Annotated in this window: 17 protein-coding genes; 2 read left to right on the top strand and 15 right to left on the bottom strand. The window is 60.7% G+C overall.

The genetic code is table 11. The features are described from left to right. Positions 1–154: 154 nt before the first annotated feature. From miaA to P9L99_15715, 9 genes are all read right to left on the bottom strand, one after another. Positions 155–1,081, bottom strand: a complete 927-nt coding sequence (miaA, locus tag P9L99_15755) for a tRNA (adenosine(37)-N6)-dimethylallyltransferase MiaA (protein MDP8224814.1) — start codon at positions 1,079–1,081, stop codon at positions 155–157. Beyond that, complete coding sequence (locus P9L99_15750; GenBank protein MDP8224813.1) at positions 1,081–2,616, bottom strand: kelch repeat-containing protein; 1,536 nt, start codon at positions 2,614–2,616, stop codon at positions 1,081–1,083. Before P9L99_15750 ends, miaA begins: the two co-directional genes overlap by 1 nt. A 9-nt stretch (positions 2,617–2,625) precedes the next feature. After that, positions 2,626–3,594: a methylmalonyl Co-A mutase-associated GTPase MeaB gene (gene meaB, locus P9L99_15745; GenBank protein ID MDP8224812.1), complete on the bottom strand. Its 969-nt coding sequence runs from the start codon at positions 3,592–3,594 to the stop codon at positions 2,626–2,628. 3 nt (positions 3,595–3,597) lie between these two features. Then, the gene (mutL, locus tag P9L99_15740) at positions 3,598–5,409 is read right to left on the bottom strand and encodes a DNA mismatch repair endonuclease MutL (protein MDP8224811.1); all 1,812 of its coding nucleotides are present in this window, start codon (positions 5,407–5,409) and stop codon (positions 3,598–3,600) included. A gap of 106 nt (positions 5,410–5,515) precedes the next feature. Continuing rightward, positions 5,516–5,935 (bottom strand): hypothetical protein, encoded by a 420-nt coding sequence (locus P9L99_15735; protein MDP8224810.1) that lies wholly within the window; start codon positions 5,933–5,935, stop codon positions 5,516–5,518. A gap of 109 nt (positions 5,936–6,044) precedes the next feature. Continuing rightward, positions 6,045–6,632 (bottom strand): RNA 2',3'-cyclic phosphodiesterase, encoded by a 588-nt coding sequence (thpR, locus tag P9L99_15730; GenBank protein ID MDP8224809.1) that lies wholly within the window; start codon positions 6,630–6,632, stop codon positions 6,045–6,047. Beyond that, the gene (locus P9L99_15725) at positions 6,629–7,861 is read right to left on the bottom strand and encodes a competence/damage-inducible protein A (GenBank protein MDP8224808.1); all 1,233 of its coding nucleotides are present in this window, start codon (positions 7,859–7,861) and stop codon (positions 6,629–6,631) included. Before P9L99_15725 ends, thpR begins: the two co-directional genes overlap by 4 nt. Then, a complete protein-coding gene (locus P9L99_15720; GenBank protein ID MDP8224807.1) occupies positions 7,846–8,316 on the bottom strand; it encodes a phosphatidylglycerophosphatase A in 471 nt (156 codons plus the stop codon). The genes P9L99_15725 and P9L99_15720 overlap by 16 nt, the downstream gene beginning before the upstream one ends. A gap of 64 nt (positions 8,317–8,380) precedes the next feature. After that, complete coding sequence (locus P9L99_15715; GenBank protein MDP8224806.1) at positions 8,381–10,054, bottom strand: phosphodiester glycosidase family protein; 1,674 nt, start codon at positions 10,052–10,054, stop codon at positions 8,381–8,383. A 73-nt stretch (positions 10,055–10,127) separates the two neighbouring features. Between P9L99_15715 and P9L99_15710 the strand changes: the two genes are divergently transcribed. Both P9L99_15710 and P9L99_15705 read left to right on the top strand, forming a co-directional pair. Beyond that, positions 10,128–10,517, top strand: a complete 390-nt coding sequence (locus tag P9L99_15710) for a septal ring lytic transglycosylase RlpA family protein (protein MDP8224805.1) — start codon at positions 10,128–10,130, stop codon at positions 10,515–10,517. Between the two features lie 12 nt (positions 10,518–10,529). Beyond that, complete coding sequence (locus tag P9L99_15705) at positions 10,530–11,963, top strand: YncE family protein (protein MDP8224804.1); 1,434 nt, start codon at positions 10,530–10,532, stop codon at positions 11,961–11,963. Here the strand turns inward: P9L99_15705 and P9L99_15700 are convergent. The 6 genes from P9L99_15700 to P9L99_15675 all read right to left on the bottom strand — a co-directional run bounded on the left by P9L99_15700 (position 11,960) and on the right by P9L99_15675 (position 18,853). Next, the gene (locus P9L99_15700) at positions 11,960–13,042 is read right to left on the bottom strand and encodes a CapA family protein (GenBank protein ID MDP8224803.1); all 1,083 of its coding nucleotides are present in this window, start codon (positions 13,040–13,042) and stop codon (positions 11,960–11,962) included. The two genes, P9L99_15705 and P9L99_15700, sit on opposite strands and share 4 nt — an antisense overlap. A 13-nt stretch (positions 13,043–13,055) precedes the next feature. Beyond that, positions 13,056–13,946, bottom strand: coding sequence for a hypothetical protein (locus P9L99_15695; GenBank protein ID MDP8224802.1), 891 nt, complete (start codon positions 13,944–13,946; stop codon positions 13,056–13,058). 17 nt (positions 13,947–13,963) lie between these two features. Then, a complete protein-coding gene (locus tag P9L99_15690; protein ID MDP8224801.1) occupies positions 13,964–15,631 on the bottom strand; it encodes an outer membrane protein transport protein in 1,668 nt (555 codons plus the stop codon). Positions 15,632–15,869: 238 nt separating this feature from the next. Beyond that, positions 15,870–16,970, bottom strand: a complete 1,101-nt coding sequence (locus P9L99_15685) for a CapA family protein (GenBank protein MDP8224800.1) — start codon at positions 16,968–16,970, stop codon at positions 15,870–15,872. Positions 16,971–17,103: 133 nt separating this feature from the next. Beyond that, positions 17,104–18,015: a UDP-3-O-acyl-N-acetylglucosamine deacetylase gene (gene lpxC, locus P9L99_15680; protein ID MDP8224799.1), complete on the bottom strand. Its 912-nt coding sequence runs from the start codon at positions 18,013–18,015 to the stop codon at positions 17,104–17,106. A 232-nt stretch (positions 18,016–18,247) separates the two neighbouring features. Next, entirely contained in the window at positions 18,248–18,853 is a 606-nt protein-coding gene (locus P9L99_15675) for an epoxyqueuosine reductase QueH (GenBank protein ID MDP8224798.1), read from the bottom strand. Positions 18,854–18,935: the final 82 nt, after the last annotated feature.

The following is an 18,935-nucleotide window of genomic DNA, read 5'->3' as shown; positions in this document are numbered from 1 at the left end:
GATATTTTGGCTGGTCACCATGCTTTTGCATGATGGCTTATCTTATTGTTTTCATAGATATTATCGAATTATTTCGGTTGATCATCGAGCGCGGTGTTTTGCGGAATTAGTATGGATTCTTATCAATACCGCTGAAAATTCAGCGGCGCGCGCGTCATTCCTCGGCTAAGAAAGCGGATGCTGCGACGCCGGCAGCGTCGCATTCGGCGACGTCGAACCAGCGAATCGCGTCGTCGGCGCCAAACCACGTTCGCTGGCGCTTGGCGAATTTCCGCGTGCTGGTCTTGGTTCGGCGAAGGGCATCGGCCAGCGTCAATTCACCATCCAGATGCTGGTGCAGTTCCTTGTAGCCGATGGCCGCTTGACTGGGCAGCGACGCCTCGTATCCACGGCGGCGCAAATCGCGCACTTCGCCGAGCCATCCTTGTTCCATCATCCGGTCGACCCGGCCCTCGACCGCCGCGGCAAGTTCGTCCCGGTCGCGGTGCAATCCGATTTTCAACACCCGGTACAGGGATTCCGAGAAGCGGTGCTCTTGTTGAAACTCGCTAAGCGGGCGGCCGGTTACATCGAACACTTCCAGCGCCCGCTCAATACGCACGAAGTCGGCGGGGTGAACTTCGGCGGCGCGCACGGCGTCGACGCGGCGCAAGCGTTCATACAACACTCCCGGTTTTTCTTTCTCTTGAGCTTTGTAGCGGTGGCGCAGGTCGGGATCGGCTGACGGGCCTTCCCACAAGCCGTGCACGAGCGCCTTGATATACAGCCCGGTGCCGCCGGCAATGATCGGCACGCGGCCGCGCGCCAGGATGTCGACCGCAGCGCGATCGGCGGCTTTCTTAAAACGGCCGGTGGAGAAAGTGTCGTCGGGGTCGGCGACATCGATCACATGAAAGGCGGCGCGTTGTCGTTCCGCGGCGTCGGGTTTGGCCGTGCCGATATTCATGTATCGGTAAACCTGCATGGAATCCGCGTTGATGATTTCGCCGTTCAATGTTTCGGCAAGCCGAATCGCCAGGGCCGTCTTACCGGTCGCCGTGGGACCGCATACGACAAGGAGCTTGGGTCGCGCCGCGCTCACTACTCTGCGCCGACGACCGTAAACCCCGAGGTCAATGGATCGAAAATTTCGGCGGTGGGCGCGGGCTCGGGCTGGAATAGATTGATCGACTGATTGCCGCCGGTCACGAGTACGCGGCCGTCGGGCAGCACACTGGCTTTGGCAACGGTGCGCGGTGTAATCAGCGGCTCGACTTCCACAAAGAGGTCGTCGTTCGGATCGTATATCTCGACGCCGGCCAGGATGGTGTCGTCGGGTCCGATGCCGCCGATGATCAGTACCGTACCGTCGCCTAAATCCGTCGAGCAGTGCCCGCTGCGGGCTTGGGTAAGCGAAGCGGTCGTGGCGAAAAAGGGATCGCCCGCGAAGTCGAACAGTTCGGCGGACGCAACTTCAACCCCCGACTCCAACGCGCCGGAAAAACCGCCGGCAATCAGCCAACGGCCGTCGGGAAGTTCGTTCGCCGTCGCGTTGAGGCGTCCGGCTTTCATGGGCGTTTCTTCGTAGTTGATATTGGTGAGGCTGGCGACGCGGAAGTCGCCCAGGCGTACCGAGGTCGCGTAGGGCACCGTAGTGAATCCGTCGAAGCCGCCAAAGACGATCACGTATTGATCCACGACGGCCGCGTTGTGTCCGTAGCGTTCACGCCACAGCTCGTGCGGCAGGAGTTGGAAGGTTTCGGTCTCCGGATCGTACAGTTCCAGCGTGGCCAGGGCGTTGACGCCGTCGGTACCGCCGGTGATCAGCACGGTGCCGTCTGGCAGTTGGGTAGCGGTGTGCAGGGCGCGGCCGATGTCCGTTTCGGACGCCACGCGTCGGAAGGTCTGCGTATCGGGGTCGAAAAGTTCGGCCTTGGAAAGCGTTTGGGCAAATCCGGCTTCATACCCACCGACCAGCAGCACTTCGCCATCGGCCAACAAGGTCGCGGTGTGGCCGAATCGCTCGAATTTCATTTCCTCGTAGACCGCCGTGAAGGTCTCAGTATCCGGATCGAAAATCTCGGCGCGGTCCAGCGGGCCACCGTAGCCCAATCCGCCGGCCAAGAGCACGCGCCCGTCGGCCAATGCAGTTTGCGTATGCGAAATACGGCCCCACACCTGCGAGCCCGGCGTGGCGGCCACTTGCGTCGCCTGCGAGTAATTCGGCACTTCGTCGAAGGTGAAGGCTTCGTAGTAGTAGGTCGTGCCCGCTTCGATGTTGATATCCACAAACTCTTCGAAACGCGGGTCGATCAGGGCGATGACAATGCCGCCGCCGATCACGTCGCCGATCGTATACTTGTCTTCGCGCACCGGCACGGCATTCGGGAAGCCGTTTTCGCCGCGCACGATCATGACGTCTTCAAGATCCTTATTGATTCCGTCGTCCAATTCCTCCGGTGACACCCAACTTAGCGCCACGGTTTCGCTGGTCGCCTGGGCCTTTAAGCCGTACACGGGTTGCGGCGGTTCGATATCGGGCCGATCCTCATCGGTTTCGACGACGTTTTCCGGACAGCCCGCCGCCGCGAGCATCATCAGCATCAATATAAGGATCACGACAAAGTTGCGTCGCATCGTTTAGCCTCACTCCTTCGCGTCACTCGCGAAAAGCCCTTCGAGCATGACCGGGTCGCCCAGCACCTGCAGAGCGCCCTTGTACGGATTGACTTCGCCCAGCTTAACGCGCCGGACCAAGCCCGCCAGGTCGCTGTCGACTTGATCCTCGCGCAGCCGCCCGCTGATTTCACCGACGATGACCTCAACGAATTCGGCCAAGCGGGAAGTCTCGCGCCTTCGATCCAAATCGCCGCTTTGCAGCGTATAGTCGTGATGCTTGTCAATCATTTCCACGACCGCCTCGACACCCTCGCTGCGGACGGCAGTGGTCATCAACACGGGAATATCCCATTTCTTGGCGCGATTGTTGAGTTCCACCATCAAAGACAATTCGCGCGCCATACGGTCGGCGCCGTCCCGGTCGGCTTTGTTAACAACAAACAGATCGGCGATTTCCGTCAAACCGGCTTTCATCGTCTGCACGGTATCGCCGCTTTCGGGCACGAGTACGACCACGACCGTGTGCGCCAGTTCCATGATGTCCAGTTCGGTCTGGCCCACGCCGACGGTCTCCACGAGCACGATGTCGTATCCCGCCGCGTCGAGCAAGTGCACCACTTCCCGGGTCGCCAACGAAAGCCCGCCGTGACTACCGCGGCTGCCCAGCGAACGAATGAAAACGTCCTCGTCGGCGGCGTGCTGCATCATGCGCACGCGGTCACCCAAAAGTGCTCCGCCGGAAAAGGGGCTGGAGGGATCGATCGCCACGATGCCCACGGTTTTTCCCGCTTGGCGATACGCAACGGTCAGTTTGTCCACCAGAGTCGATTTGCCGGCGCCCGGCGGCCCGGTCACGCCGATGATTTGCGCCCCGCCCGCCCTGCTGTACACCTCGTCCATCACCGCGGGCATATCCGGGTGGTGGTTTTCGATCAGCGTTATCAAGCGCGGTAACGCCCGGGGATCGCCGGTCATCATGCGTTCGAGAAGCTGCACGCGTTATCTCCTGGCAAAGGCCCGTTCTATATCGTCTAGCGGGTACTCACGAATTGTCGGCCGCCCGTGCGGACAGGTCGTAGGTTGCTCACATCCGTCAAGGCCTCGCAATATCTCTCGCATCTGCGGCACCGTCAAGGCCTGACCGGCGCGCACGCTCCCGTGACACGAGGCAGTGATCAAAATCGCCTCGATACGCTCGGCCGCGTTGCCTCCGGTTCCGGTTTGCCGCACGTGTTCAATCGCATCGAGCACGACGTCGCGGGCTTGTCCTTCGTGGAGGATGGCCGGGGCCGCTTCAAGCCGCCAGCTACCGGGGCCGAAGGGCTCGACAACCACGCCGATACGCCCGAGGTCCTCCAGGACGACTTGCAACGCTTTTTCCTCCACCGACCGCAACTCGAGAGTCAGCGGGATCAACAAATTCTGCACTTCGACGGCACCGCCGAGCATGCCCTGGCGAAGTCGCTCGTAGTTGATGCGCTCGTGCGCCGCATGTTGATCGATCAGCAGCAGTGATCCGGCGCCGGCGCGGTTTTCGCACACAATGTAGGAATCGACGAACTGCCCGATGATATGCAGCCCGGAAAACCGCCCGATCTCCGGTTCAGGTGCATCGGCATTCACCTCGATATCCAGGCGCGTGGGCGTGTGTTGCGGAAGCGCAGGCGCGTGCAGATCGCCCTGGTGACCCGGGATGCGAAACAGATCGCCGCCCGCGCTCGGGGCGGAATCAGTGGCGGCATGTTCGGGCGTGCCCGAGGGCACCGACTCGGCCGAGCGGCCGTATTGGGAAAGGAAGCCACGGTCGGCCGGTTGCACAAACCGGGCCGCCAGCGCGTTTTTCAGGGTGCGCCGCAGGTTTTCAAACACGCCGGCCGGTTGGCGAAAACGTACCTCGGCCTTGGCCGGGTGCACGTTGACGTCCACCAGTGACGGATCGATTTCGATGTTGAACACGGCGGCCGGGTAACGCCCCTTGATCAAGTGCCCGGCATACGCACCGGTGACCGCAGCAATCAGCACACGGTCGCGCACGTGACGCTGATTGATATAGGGGAAAATATGTTTCGTGCTGCCGCGGTGAAAATCGGGGTTCGTGGCGTAGCCGTGCATCTCGAAAAACGGGAAGCTCTCCGTAAATTCGAAAAGATGGCTGAGCACCTGTCGGCCCAACAGGGCACTGATGCGTTCGGGCAGCGATTCGGTCGCGGGCACCTGCATAATGGTCTTGCCCGCTTCACTGAATTCGAAATAGACGCCCGGTCGCCACAGCGCGAGCCGCGTGATCGCTTCGGCCACGTGGGAGAGTTCGGTTTTGCTTGAGCGAAGAAATTTGCGTCGCGCGGGCGTATTGAAAAAGAGGTCTCGCACGGCCAAGACGGTTCCGGCCGGTATTCCGGCTTCGCCCGTTGCGCGGATTTCGCCGCCCTCGGCCTCGATGGTGGCGCCGACCATGGCGTCGGTTTCTTTGGTTTCCAACGTGAGGCGGGATACCGAGGCAATGGCCGGCAGGGCCTCGCCGCGAAACCCCAACGTGGCGATGCGCCAAAGGTCGGCTTCGGTGCGGATCTTACTGGTGGCATGCCGCCGCAGGCTGAGCGCCGCGTCTTCCGCAGTCATGCCGTGGCCGTTGTCGGTAACCCGAATCAACTGACGCCCGCCGTCCTCGACCTCCACAATCACGCGCGTGGCGCCGGCATCCAGTGCGTTTTCGACCAACTCCTTGACGACCGAAGCGGGTTTCTCGACGACTTCGCCGGCGGCGATTTGGTTCGCCAGTTGGTCGGTCATGACGTGAATGCGCGAACTCATGGGCGGTCACACCTTAACGAAAAGCCCCCCGCGGATCATCGTCGGGGGGCAAGATTGATCGCGTTTTTTCGCACATCAGTTGATTCGGAACCGACGCGCGTTTTGATTATAGGCCGAGGTAAACCTTGCACTCGTCGAAGCAGGTGTCGTCTTTTTCGCGCGCACCACACATGCTGACGCATCCCAAAATGCACCAATTGTAGCGCTCGTAGTCGGCCTTGCTCAGTTCGTGATCTTCCTGGTACTGACGCATCAAAAGGAAGCTGCAGTCCTCGACGCAGTCCGCGTTGTTATCTTCCTGGCCAAGATAGCAGCACGAGCAGGCGTCGTAGCAATCCTCGACACGCAGGTCGCTGTTCGCGCAGGTGAGATCCCCATCCTTGTTTTTCGCGTCCTGGTTGCCGTCATCTTGTGTAATCCGGTTATCGGGCTTTTCCCGGAGATAACCATTTTCTTCACAGGCGATCAACGAAAGGGCGATAACCAAGGAAAAGACGATGATCAGCGAAAGCAGAAACTTCTTCATTCCGAAAACTCCGTGAGATTCGTTCGACGCCGTGCGCCGCTGCCAAAAGTCCATTTTTCTTAGCAAGAAACGGCGTCTAAATCAAGCGCCAAGTTAAAAGCGTTTTTCGTCACCGGGCCCCACCGCTGCGCGGCAAGACAATTCGCTCGATAGATGTATACACGGCTCCGGTGGGTTGCAACTCCGATTCGTAGAGCACCAGCGCCTCAGCTTCGAATTCGCCGAAACGCAGTGATTCAACTTGGTGAAACGCTTTGCGCAGTGAGCCCAGCATTTTCGGGGCTCTAACGCGCCCCAGGGTCAAATGCGGATGGAACGGGAGTTTCTCCGCCGCAAACCCGGCGTCGGCCAGCACGCGGTCCAAAATGCGGTGCAGTTTGATCAGCGCGGCGATGTCGCCCTCGAGCCCCGCCCAAAGCACGCGGGGTTTGTCTATGTCCGGGAAAACGCCGGTACGCTCGCACTGCAAACGAATCGGCTCGGACACCGTCGCGGCGGCCTTTTCCATGGCGACGCGAACCGCCCGGATGCGGTTGGGCGCCGTATCACCCAGGAATTTCAGCGTTAAATGAATACCTGTCGGAGGAACAATACGCACGTGCGGGTTGCCTTCACCCAATATCTTTTGGGCCGGCACTAATTCCTTCTTGATGTGCCCCGGCACGGGAATGGCAATAAACAATCGCATGGTTTTCATGAAATTAGCGTCCTCCGGAGTTGATCCAATGCCCGTTGGGCCGCAAAACGACGTACCCGCCCGCGGTCGCCGGGGAAACGGTCGTGCCAGGTTTCGGCTCCGGCGGGGCCGACCAATGCGCCGAATACCGTACCCACGGGTTTGGCGGCGCTGCCTCCGGTCGGACCGGCGATACCCGTAACGGCCAGCGCCCAATCGCTTTGGGAGCTTTGGCGCATACCCGCCGCCATTGCCTCGGCAACTTCTCGGCTAACCGCGCCATGCTCTTCCAGCAACGCGGCCGCCACATCAAGACGCTGAATTTTCGCCTCGTTGCTATAGGTCACGGCCCCCTGCAGGAACCACTCGGAACTCCCCGGCACATCCGTGCATCGCATGGCAATCAAGCCGCCGGTGCAACTTTCGGCGATGGCGAGGGTTTGCCCGCGGCGCGTTAGTTCGGTGCCAATCACCTCTTCCAGCGTACGGCCGTCGTCGGAAATGACCGCGTCGGCGACGATGGGTTGGATGAGATGTCGGGCGTCCGCCACTTTCGCTTCGGCGGCTTGCGCGTCAGCGCCGGCGGCGGTGAGGGTCAGGATGATTTCCGGGGCGGAAGCTGTGTAGGCGAGTTCGACATCACCGAAGTCGATCTCGCGCAGCCGTTTGTCCAAGCCGCTCTCGGTGAAGCCGAAGGTGCGCAATGACGTCGTGGCAATCGCTTGCCGCGGCGGCAGGACATCCTCCAGCAGCGGCACGATTTGTTCGCGCGCCATGAGTTCCAACTCGGCTGGCGGCCCCGGCGCGAATATCGCCCACTTGCCGCTTTTCTCGACGGCGAAACCCGGCGCGGTGCCGGCTTGGTTCGGTAGGATGCGCGCTCCTTGGGGAAACATCGCCTGGCGTCGGTTGTTGGATTTCATTTCGCGGCCGAAGCGCCCGAACAGTTCTTGCAGCCACGCCACAGTCGGGGCGTCTTCCACCAGCGGAAGGTCCAACACCACAGCGGCCGCATCGCGCGTGCGATCGTCGATCGTCGGGCCCAAACCGCCGGTGCACAGGACGATATCCACTCGCTGCAGCGCGCCGCGCAGCGCGTCCTCGATATCGGTTTGACGGTCGCCCACGAGCGTCGCGCGTCCGACCGACAGGCCCACCGGACGCAGAATATTCGCCAACCGTTGCGCGTGCGTATCGACGCGCCGGCCGTCCAGCAGTTCCCCGCCGGTGAGAACTAGTTCCAACCGCACCCGAACCATCCAAACGCCACCATGAATTGCAGCACCATATTTGCGTAAACGGCGGCCGCAACGTCGTCGGCCATCACGCCCATGCCGCCATAGCCGCCGCGGTCGATTTGTCGCGCCGGCCACAGTTTGACGATGTCGAAGAAACGAAAAATGAAAAAGGCCCACAGCATGTTCCAGAAGGTCACCGGCACCAGCAGCATCGTCACCATGTAACCGACGATCTCGTCGATGACGATCTTCGATGAATCACTTTCGTTCCAATGTTTTTCCGCCACCTCAGAGGCGAGCACGCCGATGAAAAACAGCGCCACGGTCACCATGAGATACCAAAAAGGATTGAGTGCGGACACCAGCAGGACGATGGGGATCCCGACAAGCGTGCCCCATGTGCCGGATGCCGGCCGCATAAAGCCGCTTCCGAAACCGGTTGCTAAAGCCAACATGAGAAATTTCAAATCCATCTCCTTAAAATCAACGTTGAATCAGCGTGCCAACGCGTTAGTCGACCGTCAAGCGATATCACCTCTCGACAATCAGCACCGCGCTCGAGAGCGCGACTCCCGCAGCCGGGTCGTCCGCCGGGAGCAGATCGCTGCCTTCGTTGGCATCAACATAGTTGCCCGCGACCACCATGCGCGCGGCGCCGTTGGCGGCGAAATGGACGGCTCGCACGCATCCCAAAGCCCGCATCAAACGCGCCGTTTCGTCCAAGGTGAGCCCGACACTCTCAGCAACGCGGTGACCGTCCACGCAAAGTGCGAACAAGCGGTAGTCTTCGGTGACGCCCCAAGCCAAGCGGGGGCCGACCTGCTTGGCGGCGCGGGTGCGTGGGGCCAACGCCAGCGGCGGCGAGTCGGCGGTAAAGCCGTCGGCCACGAGGTTGCCGTCGCGCTGCCCATCGGTCACCAGGGCCGGACCGCCGGCGAGCGCTCCGTGCAGGGGCCCGAGGCCGCGCATGGCCGGCAATTCAAAGCGTACGCGGTCACCGGGCTCGATGGTCGCTAACGGCCCGGGATCGGCCGGTCCAGGGTTAATCGCGACGACCAGCCCGTTGATCGGCACGTCGACATCTTCGGCGAGATGCAGCCCCACAACCTGGAAGCCGAGAATCGTCAGCATGATCGGCGCGGCCGGCACGCGTCGACCGAAAGCGGGACTGTAAACGCCGATCTCTCCCGGTCCAAGGCGCCCGTCGTTAACCTTTCGCACGACGATAGTCGCCTTCCCGATATGTAGGCGGGTGCCGATCAGGCCGACGCGCCAGATGTCGACTTTGCCCTCGGCGTCGGTCAGCAGCGCCGTGCGGCGATACGTCGGGGGCCATAGCACTTCGCCCCGACTGACCAACAAACCGATCGGCTCTCCGAGGCGTCCGGGTTCGATGCTTTCCAATTCGCTGGTGAGCGAGAAGCCGCCGCCGGTGGCAAATGCGGCTCCCCCGGCCTGGGCCACTTGGATCAATGAGCGTTTGTCGGGGGCAAGTTCACGGGCGTCCACAATGTCGAGGCGCCATTTTTTGGGCGAGATTTCCAGCAAATTAGCCCGCAGAGATCCAAAGCGGTATTGCCCGGTCAAAACGCCGTGCCGCAAACCGGGGGCGAGCTTGTTCCACTTGATCTCCTCGCGTTGGGGCCGCTTGGCCGCGTATGGCGCGACCGCACCGGCACGCATGCGCATCATCTGCGTGTAATAAAAGCCGATGGCGTCTTCGACGTCGCGCGCCAGCAGACTGTGCGGCTGGTCGATCCGGGTCGCGATTTCATGCGAGCACGCCGCTTGAAGCACGGTCAGCGCTTCGGCCTTCGTACTTTCCCGCACCAATCGGTCGGCCAATTCCTTGAATTGCAGAGCGCGTCGCTCGGTCGCCAGGGCCTGATGTTCGCCGGTTTGGGCGATGAGCGTGGCATACAGATCGATGCGTGTGTGTTCGAAGTCGCGCGCCGCCATTTGCGCGAGGAGTTCGAAGTCGTCGCCCTTGTACAACACCTTAAGGACGCCGTGATTGATACGCAGGCGGCTTTCCCGCTGCAACCGGTGCAGCATTTCGTGGATCAGCGGCCGGGCGTCCCGCCCCGTCGCGAAGATATGCGACAACGCGCCGCGCACAAACATCTCGCCCTGGCGGACTTCCTCGCCGTCTTGCGACATCCACCCGCAACGGGCGATCAAGCGTTCGTCGTCTGTGAACGACAAAGGGACTCCTTTCACAACGCGTGAGTTTCTATATTATGAACCTATGATAATGATGCAATCGCCGAGACGCTTCTTGTGGCTTTTTATCGTCGGTTTTTTACTGGCGGCAAGCGGCTGCGCCACCACCTCGCGAACGCCGGCCGGGTTCGAAACCGGCGGCGACTGGTACGAGACGGGGATCGCCAGTTGGTACGGAGAGCGATTCCAGGGACGCCGCACCGCCAGCGGGGAACCTTTCAACTACCACAAACTGACCGCAGCGCACCGCAGCCTGCCGTTCGGCACGTACGTGGAGGTCCAGCGCGTTGACAACGGCCGGTCGGTCGTCGTGCGGATCAACGATCGCGGCCCATTTGTGCGCGGTCGCATCATCGACGTTTCGAAAGCGGCAGCCGAGCGCCTGGACATGTTGCGCGCCGGCGTCGTTGAAGTTCGAATTCGTATTGTGCGCCCGGCGCATTAGCCGCCCGGCCCCGTGGGAGGACGACCCATTCCCGACGCACGGCTGCAAAACGACATCCGCCGACTAACCGCCGTAATTCAAACGGCGATTCTCTGGATCAGCGGGATCCTCCCGATTCTCGTACTCGTCGAATTTTGGCTTCGCGATCCCCATGAGGTCTTGTGGCTGCGTCATCACGTGGTGGAAACGCTGACCATTCTTTGCCTGGCGCTGCCCGGGCTGTTGATCTTCTTTTGGCCGCTGGTGCTGGCCGGGACGCTGCTTTTTCTGTGGCGTTTTTACCGCCGCCACCGCTCGCCCCGTTCCGTATCCTTTTATGCCAGACGGGCGTTGGCGACACTGGCGCGCGTGGCGCTCGCGGGCACGCAAAGCTTGTTCGCGGCGTTCTGGTGGTGGCTGGTGGGATGGAGGCCGGTTGCCGGAGCGGCGTTGGGCGCTGTCTTGTTGGGAAGTCACCTCGTGTGGTTCGGCCGTACCGAAGGGCGGCGGCGCGCTCTATCATTCGTCATGGGCGCGGTGGCGATCATCTGGCTGTGGAGCGGCTTCTGGTGGGAATACCGCATGGCGCAGCCGGTCCCGCAGGAGCGCATCTATTCCGCCGCCGCATACGACGCGGCCGTGGATTCTTCCGGCCGAACGATTGTGCTCGACGCGCCGTCGGGGCGGGCAGTCATACTCTCCGAGGGCCAATCGCGAGAAGTGGACCGCACGTTGGGACCGCAACGTTTGGCGATCAGCGAGAAGGACCATAGCGTCTACATCGCCAACTTCGACGCGCGCTGGCGGGGCGCGGTCACCCGCATCGCGGGCCAAGACGTGGAGGAAATCGCGCTGCCCGGTTGCTCCAAGGCGATCGACATCGCCGCCGCGCCGTCACAACGCTTGCTGATCGCGTGTGAGTTTTCGGGCACGCTGCATGTATACGACCCGGCCCGCGGCCTGATGCAACGGACGATCCGCGTGCCGCGCCTGCCCTATGCTGTTGCGGTCGACAACTCCGGGAAGGCGCTGGTGGCCAGCGAAAACGTCACCGGCCGCGTGGCGCTGGTCGACATCGACGCCGGGCGCCTGATCCGATCGCGGTCATTGGGGCGCGTCAACTGGGACGCAGTTCACGATCCGGTGGGCGGGCTGTGGTACGTGGCGCGGCCCATTTCCGGGGAGGTTGTAGCCCTGGACGATACGCTGCGCATCGTGCGCCGGATCGCCGTGGGCAGCGCGCCACGCGAATTGACGATTACCGGCGGCGAGCGAGCCTGCCTGCTGGTCACCCATTACTTTTCCGGTCGCTTGACGGTGATTGACTTGCGCGATGGTCGTATCGAGGCCCGTTTGCGCATTGGCGAGCAAGGTTTGTGGCACCAATTTCGCGGCATCTCGATCGCGCCGGACGGTTCTTGGCTGGCCAGCGACACCAACGGCGTGTGGCGATTGCCGCCTCGCTAGAAGTCGACGACGACCGTCGTTCCCGCCCATCGCCACGTTGATTTCAATCGTGAAAGGATGTCTTTGAACAACGCCCGCGCCTGCGCGCGCGTGGCCGGTTGCGGCACGAACTTCGTTACGGCGTGATTGCTGTAGAATGGGGTGATTTCCAGCCGCGCCAGCTTCGCGGACGTGAACGTCGCCTCGGTCACGAGTGAATACGCCCGGCGGTCCATGTCGAATTTTTCGTAACGGCCGGCGTTCTGCCACACATAGTTGCCAATGGAGTGCAACACCGGCTTGCCGTTGATTGTGGTGAATCGCTGGGCGATATGCGGGCCGTGGCCGATCACGAGATCCACGCCCGCCTCGACGGCCCTTCTGGCAAACCGTCGTTGAACCCCCTGCACGGGTCGGTAGTTGATTCGGTAGTGCAAAAGCACCGTCACGAAGTCCGCCCGTTGTTTCGCCGCGGCGATATCCTCGCGCAGGTTGACCTCGGTGAGCGCCGCCACGCCGGGTTTGGCGGCTGCGGCGAACCATCCGCCTTCCCCGCGCTTGCGGTAGGCCGGATGATGTTGAAAGTACGCCAACACGGCGACGCGGATGCCGTTTTTCTCGAGCACGAGCGGTGCGCGGGCCGCGTTCTCGTCCTCGCCGGCGCCGAAAGATCGAACGCCCGCCTTTCGCAAGTAGGACAAAGTTTGGCGCAAGCCGCTCACGCCGTAGTCCATCATGTGGTTATTGGCGAGGCCGAGGGCGGCGAACCCCTCGCGGGCCAGGGCTCCGGCGGCTTCGGGTTCGTGGCGCGGCACGAAAATCGGTTTGTCGAATTGAATGTGCGGCGTGTCGGGGGTAGCGATCGGCGTCTCGAGATTGCCGACAAGGAAGTCACCGCGGCGGGCGGTTTTCCGCATGTGCCGGAAGGAATAGTCGTAGCCGTGCCGCGCTGCGAGTTCTTTGGACGGATAATCGCCGAGGCCGGTGTCGCCCACGAACACGATCGACAGCTCGGGCGCGGCGTTTCGCTGACAAGCGACAAGGAACGAAACCGCCACCGTAAAAAAGACTGCGATGCCGATTGTCGTTGCGCGTTTCATGGATTCGTGTCGATTACTTTTTGAAATCCAGATCCAACAACGAGGCTTTGCGGTCGCCCTTCTTTTTCCGCAGGTCGGCGGCTCCCAACGGTTGCCCCTTTTTCGCCGGCGCTATCTTCTTCGCCTTGGCAGGCTTTTTCGGCGCTTTTTTCGGTTTCGCCACGCTTTTCTTTACCGCCTTCTTCTTGGGTTTCTCCGGCGCGGCTTTCGCCGGTTTCTTTTTCGCCGGCGGTACTACCTTGGCCGTCTTTTTGGGTTCGGCTTTCTTTTTCGGAGCTTTTTTCACGGCGCTTTTCGCCTTGGCCGTGGCCGGCTTCGTCTTTTTTACGGTACCGGTTGCCGGTTTTTCCTTCGGGGCAGTCTTTTTCGCGGCCGCCTTCTTTTTCGTCGTAGGTTTCTCGGTCGACGGTTTTCCCGGCTTGGTAACTTTTTCCACTTTCGACGCCGCCGGTTTTTCGGCCGACGACTTGGCCTGACCGCGTTTGGCGCCGGCTTTCTTCTTCGCCGAGGCCCGCCGCGCGGCACCCAGATCGATCACCTTCGCTTCCGGACGCGCCACAATCGGTTTCTGCGCCGCGGCTTGCCGGGGCTTCGCGGCGCGTCGAACCCCCTGGGTCAACTGTTGCTCCAAGCGGTCAATCACCGCATCCACTTCGGCAATCGTGTCGGCCATATCGCGAATGCGACGATTTTGGCGGTCCACGGCCCACTCTACCTGCTGCTTGTCGCGCAGGCTGGGCAGCCCCGCCGCACCGAGCACTTCGGTGACGATCTTGTCAAACTGCTTTTTGGTTTTGAGAATCTTGCCGACGGTCTGCAGGCCCTCGGGCGTGGCCAGGAATTCCATGGCCCGCTTGGTGATCGCCTTTTTCATTCTCCTTGTCAGGCTTTTCTTATCGCTCACGGTGGATCCTCCGCGTCTTACCAGTGATAGGAAACGCTCGCCCCGCCGCCGAGAATATACCCTTGGGCTTCCACGGCTTCGAAGGGGAGATCGGGATCGACCAGATCTTTTTCGAAGCGAATCGGGATGAGGTGATGATACTGGCCGTATGCGTCAAACGAAAGCGCCTTGTTGAACGTAATGCCCGCCCCCGCCGACATCACGTGTTTGTCCGTGTCGACCAGGTTGATGTAGCCGCGCTGCGCCTCGAAAGGCGTGGGTTGAAAACTGTACCCGGCCCGCAGGGCTACCTGCACCTGCCCGACCCACAGAGCGCCGTACGCCGGCGGCAGGCGGTGTTCGAACCCGATCCGCGGCACAAAAATATCGTGGGTTTTCGGCCGGATGATCTGCCGCGTCGGGAACTTGATTTTCACGTTGGTCGTCAATCCGGGCAGCGTCACCTGGACCGGCGGCAGCGGGCCCACCGTCCCGAGCACCGGCACGCTGAGAGTACGAATACGCGCGCGCATGCTCGTGGGCAGCGTGGCCAGATTGATGTTCCAGTCGTCGATGATCAGCCGCAGGTCGGGGGACGGATACTCCGACCAGTCGTACCACGTCACGTCGCCGGAGATGGTCCACGCATCGCCCGCTTTCACCGCGCCACCGAAGGCCGCTTCTTGCGGTTTCCAGTGGTCGCTCATGTCGGCCAGCACCCGCACGGGCACCGAAGCGTTGACGGTTAGCGTGCCGTCCAGGCCTTCCAATTCGATCGGCACGCGCAGCGGCTTGTTACCCAACGCCGGGGCGTGCAATTCGATCACGCCCTTGAGCGGCAAAAGGCCCGGCGCCAATTCGGACAGGTCGGAAAGGTTCACCTGATAGTTCTCAACGGTCAGCCGGGCGTCGACGTCAACGGTAACATCCCACTGGAACGAACCGCGGTACGAAGCCCCCAGTCGCAGCCATTCGCAGGGGCGTACCATTACCCCGGCATAGGGTGTGTAGCTGAAAGGGAAATCGAGAATAAGGTCGGCGTCCACATCGAGATCTTCGTCCTTGCCCTCCAAGGTGTTGCCGGACGTATCGCGGTTTTTCATTTCAACGGGAATCTTGAACACGCCCTTGCTGTCGGCGAACACGCTTAAGCCACCGCCGATGCTGAAACCGGAAACCGGTGACAACGCCGCCCCTACGTACGTCACGGCGCGTTTCGCGCGATTTTCGTACATGATGAACGAGGGGAAGTGACTGTCGATCGGGTTGAGGCGGACCATGTAATCCGTCGGCAGATAAGCGAGCAAGCCCAGGGCGAGATACCGGTTCAGCTTGGACGTGAAACCCATGAAATACGCGGTAGAGTCGTCGATGTCCACTTTCTCGTTTTCGATCGCGTGTAGTAACGCGGCCTTTCGTTTCGTGATGCCGTCGATCGGTACGAGTTTCAGATCGAAATAGTTTTTGGCCGCCATGAAACCGACGGCCATGTGGTTGCCTTCGTTGTAGATCATCCCCGCCGGGTTGTAGTACACGGCGGCGTAGTCGTCGGCTAAACCGGTAAACGCTCCGCCCATGGCGATGGCGCGCGTGCCGAAGCCGTACATATCCAGCGGGCTGGCGTGAACCGCACCGGGCGCAGCAAGAGCGCACACTATCCACAATGCGGCAAACAGTAAGCGCCACGGGCGCAAAAATCCTCGCATCGAAACATCTCGCGGGCCGTTGAAAACCAAGGCGGAAACTATATCTTACCAATAAAACTCACGCAACAACCCGACGGCGCACCGGATGCTCGATCCGCATCCACAGCGTCGGCATCGTTTCGGACGCCTCGTACGACGGATACCCCTTGGTGATCAACAATTGGACGATGGGTTATAGGACGCGGGAGATGACGCTTCTACCTTTGATTCCGGCGCGGCTGGCGTTTCGCTGCCCTGACTAGTCTTTTTTCATTAGCCGGAGAACCGCGACGCTGTCCTCGAATTGCCACGAATCGGGCGGCAATAGACGGTTATAGAGCCACCGGGCCTTTTCCACTTTCGCGGGTCGCGGCGTGAAATCGACCCGCATATTGTTGTTGAAGAAGGGAATAATCGTCACCGACTTGAGCCCCTTGCGGGTGATCTCGATTTTCGCGATCCAGGAGTAGTCGTATTTCAGAGTGCGGTCGCGACCCTTCTTGCGAACGCCGTGGTAAACGAAATTGCCGATCGAATAGAGCACCGGCACGCCCTTTTGCATTTCGACTTTCTGCGGAATGTGCGGGTGATGCCCGACGACGATGTCCGCCCCGGCGTTCACGGCAATGGCGGCGAACTGCCGCTGGGAATCTTTCACCTTGGGGTGGTAGCAGGCGCCCCAATGCGGATAGGCAATCACGAAATCCGCTTGTTTTTTAGCTTCGCGGATATCCCGGCCCCACCGCGGTTCGGTCACCGGAGCCACGCCCGGTAGTTTCGCGGTCGCCAGCAGGCGCCACTTCCGGGGCCGGCAACCGGCGACGATGGCGGTCTTGAAGCCGTCTTTCTCCAAAATCAGGGGGCGGCGAGCCTCTTCGAGGTTAACGCCCGCGCCGAAATGTCGAATGCCGGCTTCGTCGAGGTAGCGGATGGTCGTTTTGAGCCCGGCCTCGCCGTAATCCATCAGATGGTTATTGGCGAGGCCTACGATACCGACGCCTTCCTTTTTCAACACGGCGGCGACAGCCCGGTCGTGGCGGGGCCGGCGTTCGCCGAAGACGGTTTCCATCTCGGGATCGACAATGGGGGTTTCAAGGTTTGCCACGAAGTAGTCGGCACCCTTCATGTGGGGACGCACGTGTTCGAATGCCGCGTCGTAACCATTCTTTTTGATCCACGGATAGGATTCCACGGCGAGGCCCAGTCCCAGGTCGCCGACCAAGGTGACGGTCATTACGGTCGGCTCGTCGACGCTTAGCGTTTTGCTGCGCGCGGTGCGCTCACAACCCGCCGATCCCATCGCCAGCAGGAAAGCCAACAACCAAGCGCCGATTATCAGATGGCGTTTATACAATTTCATCGGAAATCAATATAACAAGGATTCTTCCGTTAGGGTACGGGGAGGACCGTGTGGGATTTACGAATTTGCCGCCCAGAAAAAAACGGCCAAGGGGAGGTCACTTGGCCGAATTGCTATGGTGAGGCTCTTTCGCTCAGGAACCGGCCGAAACCGAGTGGATAGTAGCGTTCGGACGTTCGATCGCGGCGGGCTGGCCTTCTACAAGGCGCCACGCCTTCTTATCCCTGAGCATGGCCATGACTAGCTTGTGATTGAGCGCGTGGCCGCTTTTCACGCCGTGCATGCGGCCGAGAATCGGGTACCCGGCGAGGTACAAATCGCCCATGGCATCCAACGCTTTGTGACGAACGAATTCGTTTGGATAGCGAAGTCCGCCGTTGTTGATCACCGAGTAGTTCCCGATAACCACCGCGTTGTCGAGACTGCCGCCGTTGGCGAAACCGTTTTCGCGCATCTGCGTTACTTCGGCCAAGAAACCGAAAGTACGCGCCGCAGCCAGTTCGGTGCGGAAGCTCTCGCGCGTTACCACGACGTCGAAACGTTGGCGCCGAATGATTGGGTGGTCGTAGTCGATTTCATAGGTCAGGGCGAAACCGTCGGCCGGGAACAGGGCCGCGCGCTTGTCGCCTTCGCTGATGGAAACCGGCTTGAGGATTTGAATATAACGGCGCGGCGTGCTTTGTTCCATCACGCCGGCACTGTCGACGAGGTAACTGAAAGCCGCGGCGCTGCCGTCCATGATCGGAATTTCGTCGCCGTCGACTTCCACGATCGCGTTGTCGACACCGTGCCCGGACAAGGCCGCCATCAGGTGTTCGATCGTGCCGATGACAAAGCCGTCGCCCATTAAGGTTGTGGCGAAGTTTGTACCGCCGACGTTGGCCGCGACAGCGCGAATACGCTGGCGACCCGGCAGATCCGTGCGACAAAAGACGATGCCATTGTCGGCCGGTGCCGGGCGTATGGTGACGGTCACATTTCCACCGGAGTGCAGCCCCACTCCCGTGCAACTAACCGCTGCTGCCAAAGTTCGTTGCCAAAACATAAACATAAGCCCCTTTTCTACCCCAAAATACACTTCAGCTTATGCCCGGTATTGAGCAAATGCCGTGCCAGAGACATAAAAGCGCAAAACCTCCTAATTTTTTGTCAAGGAAACCGAGAGTTTAGCCGATAAACAAAATTGAGATCGTAATGCGGCTGGTCTGGGGCTCACTTGTTATGTAGTGTATTTGCAACACTCTGTGTGGTGTATTTGCGACACTGAGCGCGGTGGTTTATTCCAGTTTTCCCCAGTACCGATCCTTTTCGCTGTAAAGGCAACCACAATACTGTTGGCGGTAGAGATGCTCTTGTTTGCTCCGCTCAATACCTTCCCGCCATCCCGGGCGGAAGTCGCGGTACATAAATTGTACCCCGGCCTCCTTGCCGACGGTTTCACCGACCTGGGCAATCAGGTCGTGCTGTTGGCGCTTGGAGTAAAGCAACGTGGTTGTGAAATAGTCGAATTTTCCGCGCTTGGCCACGTTGGCGGCCGCGCTCAATCTCATGCGCAGGCACAATCGGCAACGCTCGCTTTCGCGGAACGCCACCATGCGAAGAAATTCCTGCAACCGGTATTCGTCGCGCCAAATCATGGGCAAATCAACGCGGGCGCTGTACTGCCGAACCGCCTCGCTGCGCTTCCGGTTTTCCGTAACCGGCTGAATGTTCGGATTGTACCAAAAACCACGCAACTCGGCGCCCTCGGCACGAAGTCTGTCGATCGGCACAATACTGCAGGGCGCGCAGCAAATATGAAGCAGAACATTCATGGCGTTACAGTGCCACGGAACGCTGCGACCGGTCAACGCGTGCCGGCTGAGCCGGGATCGCAAATTCATTTTTCGACGACGAACGCAACACACTCGAGACGAATAGCATTTCGTAACGAATCATCCTTGTTGGTCAATCGTAATATACTGA

Source organism: Candidatus Lernaella stagnicola, from assembly GCA_030765525.1.
GTDB lineage: Bacteria > Lernaellota > Lernaellaia > Lernaellales > Lernaellaceae > Lernaella > Lernaella stagnicola.
Note: the sequence above shows the minus strand (reverse complement) of the source record. Positions and strands in the feature narration are given on the sequence as shown.